This window comes from Pseudomonas sp. SIMBA_067, assembly GCF_046534675.1.
Taxonomy (GTDB): domain Bacteria; phylum Pseudomonadota; class Gammaproteobacteria; order Pseudomonadales; family Pseudomonadaceae; genus Aquipseudomonas; species Aquipseudomonas putida.
Genome location: NZ_JAWRYH010001493.1, coordinates 1 through 230 on the forward strand (window position 1 = coordinate 1; position 230 = coordinate 230).

1 protein-coding gene is annotated in these 230 nt (G+C 39.1%); it reads right to left on the reverse strand.

Annotated features, from left to right (window positions below; genetic code table 11):
- On the reverse strand, window positions 1-230 hold a 230-nt coding region (locus SB765_RS34415; RefSeq protein WP_410933130.1), incomplete at both ends, for an ACT domain-containing protein.

Sequence of the window (230 nt, forward strand, 5' to 3'; positions counted from 1 at the left end):
TTAAGAGCAGCCATCGCTTTGTTGACTGTTTGCTGTTTTACTAAGATATAGTCGGTGTCATAGGTTGAAATTGAAAAAATTGACACGCCAGCTCTTGCTAATACTCCTGAAATATTTGCCATAATACCGGTTAACGAGAATCCTAATGGGCCAATTACTTCTAATGCTTGCCAATTCGATTCTGTATCTTGGCTATCAATTATAAAGTCATCAGGGCAAACGACCGAGAG